Annotated in this window: 4 protein-coding genes; all 4 read left to right on the top strand. The window is 48.0% G+C overall.

The window, feature by feature from the left end:
* A partial coding sequence (locus ACYQ1K_RS27770) for an amidohydrolase family protein (RefSeq protein ID WP_459986864.1) occupies positions 1-802 on the top strand: 802 nt, incomplete at its 5' end.
* Complete coding sequence (locus ACYQ1K_RS27765; protein ID WP_459986865.1) at positions 787-1,113, top strand: amino acid kinase family protein; 327 nt, start codon at positions 787-789, stop codon at positions 1,111-1,113. The genes ACYQ1K_RS27770 and ACYQ1K_RS27765, both read left to right, overlap by 16 nt.
* A 57-nt stretch (positions 1,114-1,170) precedes the next feature.
* Entirely contained in the window at positions 1,171-2,382 is a 1,212-nt protein-coding gene (gene atzC / locus ACYQ1K_RS27760) for an N-isopropylammelide isopropyl amidohydrolase (RefSeq protein WP_459986863.1), read from the top strand.
* Positions 2,383-2,502: 120 nt separating this feature from the next.
* A partial coding sequence (locus ACYQ1K_RS27755; protein WP_488199523.1) for a transposase occupies positions 2,503-2,666 on the top strand: 164 nt, incomplete at its 3' end.

The raw sequence follows: 2,666 nt of genomic DNA, 5'->3' as shown, positions 1-2,666 counted from the left end.
TTTCGACATAATATCTGCTTTGCGACGTGTAACACACTATTGGATACATATCATGCAAACGCTCAGCATCCAGCACGGTACCCTCGTCACGATGGATCAGTACCGCAGAGTCCTTGGGGATAGCTGGGTTCACGTGCAGGATGGACGGATCGTCGCGCTCGGAGTGCACGCCGAGTCGGTGCCTCCGCCAGCGGATCGGGTGATCGATGCACGCGGCAAGGTCGTGTTACCCGGTTTCATCAATGCCCACACCCATGTGAACCAGATCCTCCTGCGCGGAGGGCCCTCGCACGGGCGTCAATTCTATGACTGGCTGTTCAACGTTTTGTATCCGGGACAAAAGGCGATGAGACCGGAGGACGTAGCGGTGGCGGTGAGGTTGTATTGTGCGGAAGCTGTGCGCAGCGGGATTACGACGATCAACGACAACGCCGATTCGGCCATCTACCCAGGCAACATCGAGGCCGCGATGGCGGTCTATGGTGAGGTGGGTGTGAGGGTCGTCTACGCCCGCATGTTCTTTGATCGGATGGACGGGCGCATTCAAGGGTATGTGGACGCCTTGAAGGCTCGCTCTCCCCAAGTCGAACTGTGCTCGATCATGGAGGAAACGGCTGTGGCCAAAGATCGGATCACAGCCCTGTCAGATCAGTATCATGGCACGGCAGGAGGTCGTATATCAGTTTGGCCCGCTCCTGCCACTACCACGGCGGTGACAGTTGAAGGAATGCGATGGGCACAAGCCTTCGCCCGTGATCGGGCGGTTATACGGGGGTTGAAGCAGTTATTGACAAAGACTTAGCCGGCCAACAACTAGCCAGGGACGTAGGAGCTGAAACCTTTGTAATACTTACAGGGGTGAGTCATGTCGCAATTAACTATGGAAAGGAGTCACAAAAGGAACTAGATACGATTACAGTCAGCGAAGGGCGTAGGTATCAACAAGAGGGCCACTTTCCGCCAGGCAGCATGGGACCAAAAATGGAAGCAGCTTTATTGTTTGTTGAAAACGGAGGCCATAAGTCGATTATTACCTCTCCGGAAGAAATTGGACGGGCCTTAAAAGGGGAAGCTGGTACGATTATTATTCCCGAACCTAAAAAGTTAGTTTAAATCTACCAAAAAGGAGGCTCGAAGTTACAAGTCCTAGTTTAAAAAAGGAGGATAAAAATGAGTAAAGATTTTGATTTAATCATTAGAAACGCCTATCTAAGTGAAAAAGACAGTGTATATGATATTGGGATTGTTGGTGACAGAATAATCAAAATAGAAGCTAAAATTGAAGGAACCGTAAAAGACGAAATTGATGCAAAGGGTAACCTTGTGTCTCCCGGATTTGTCGATGCACATACCCATATGGATAAGTCATTTACGAGCACAGGTGAAAGATTACCGAAGTTTTGGAGCAGACCTTATACAAGGGATGCTGCCATCGAGGATGGCTTGAAATATTATAAAAATGCTACCCACGAAGAAATAAAAAGACATGTGATAGAACATGCTCACATGCAGGTACTCCATGGGACTTTATACACCCGGACCCATGTAGATGTAGATTCAGTTGCTAAAACAAAAGCAGTGGAAGCAGTTTTAGAAGCCAAGGAAGAGTTAAAGGATCTTATCGATATACAAGTCGTAGCCTTTGCACAGAGTGGATTTTTCGTTGATTTGGAATCTGAATCATTGATTAGAGAATCCTTGGATATGGGCTGTGATTTAGTTGGGGGAGTTGATCCTGCTACGCGGGAAAATAATGTTGAGGGTTCTTTAGACCTATGCTTTAAATTAGCAAAGGAATACGATGTTGATATCGACTATCACATACATGATATTGGAACTGTTGGAGTATATTCGATAAATCGTCTTGCCCAAAAGACAATTGAAAATGGGTATAAGGGTAGAGTAACTACGAGTCATGCCTGGTGTTTTGCAGATGCTCCGTCCGAATGGCTCGATGAGGCAATCCCATTGTACAAGGATTCGGGTATGAAATTTGTTACCTGTTTTAGTAGTACACCGCCTACTATGCCGGTGATAAAGCTGCTTGAAGCTGGCATCAATCTTGGCTGTGCTTCGGACAATATCAGAGATTTTTGGGTTCCCTCTGGCAACGGTGATATGGTACAAGGGGCTCTGATCGAAACTCAGAGATTAGAGTTAAAGACAAACAGAGATTTGGGACTAATTTGGAAAATGATAACGTCAGAGGGTGCTAGAGTTTTAGGAATTGAAAAGAACTATGGGATAGAAGTTGGTAAAAAGGCCGATCTTGTTGTATTAAATTCGTTGTCACCACAATGGGCAATAATCGACCAAACAAAAAGACTATGCGTAATTAAAAATGGACGTATCATTGTGAAGGATGAGGTTATAGTTGCCTAATAGATGCTTTTTTTGGAGCGGCACCCTAAGGAGCCACTGATTTATTCGTCCGCCACCGCCCGGCTGGTGGGATGCCTTTGAGATAATGGCCGCTGCTGAGCCACAACGGGACCTCAACCGATGCAATCGAGCTTTTCCGAGCTGGAGTACGCCGCCAAGAAGAAGCAGACGCGGCGTGACCGGTTCCTCGCCGAGATCGAGGCGGTGACGCCGTGGTCGGCGCTGGAGGCCGAGATCGAGCCGTTCTACCCGAAGGGCGCGGGTCGCGGGCGCCCGCCGATCGG

The sequence above is a fragment of the Nocardioides sp. AN3 genome (assembly GCF_054653495.1).
Note: the sequence above shows the minus strand (reverse complement) of the source record. Positions and strands in the feature narration are given on the sequence as shown.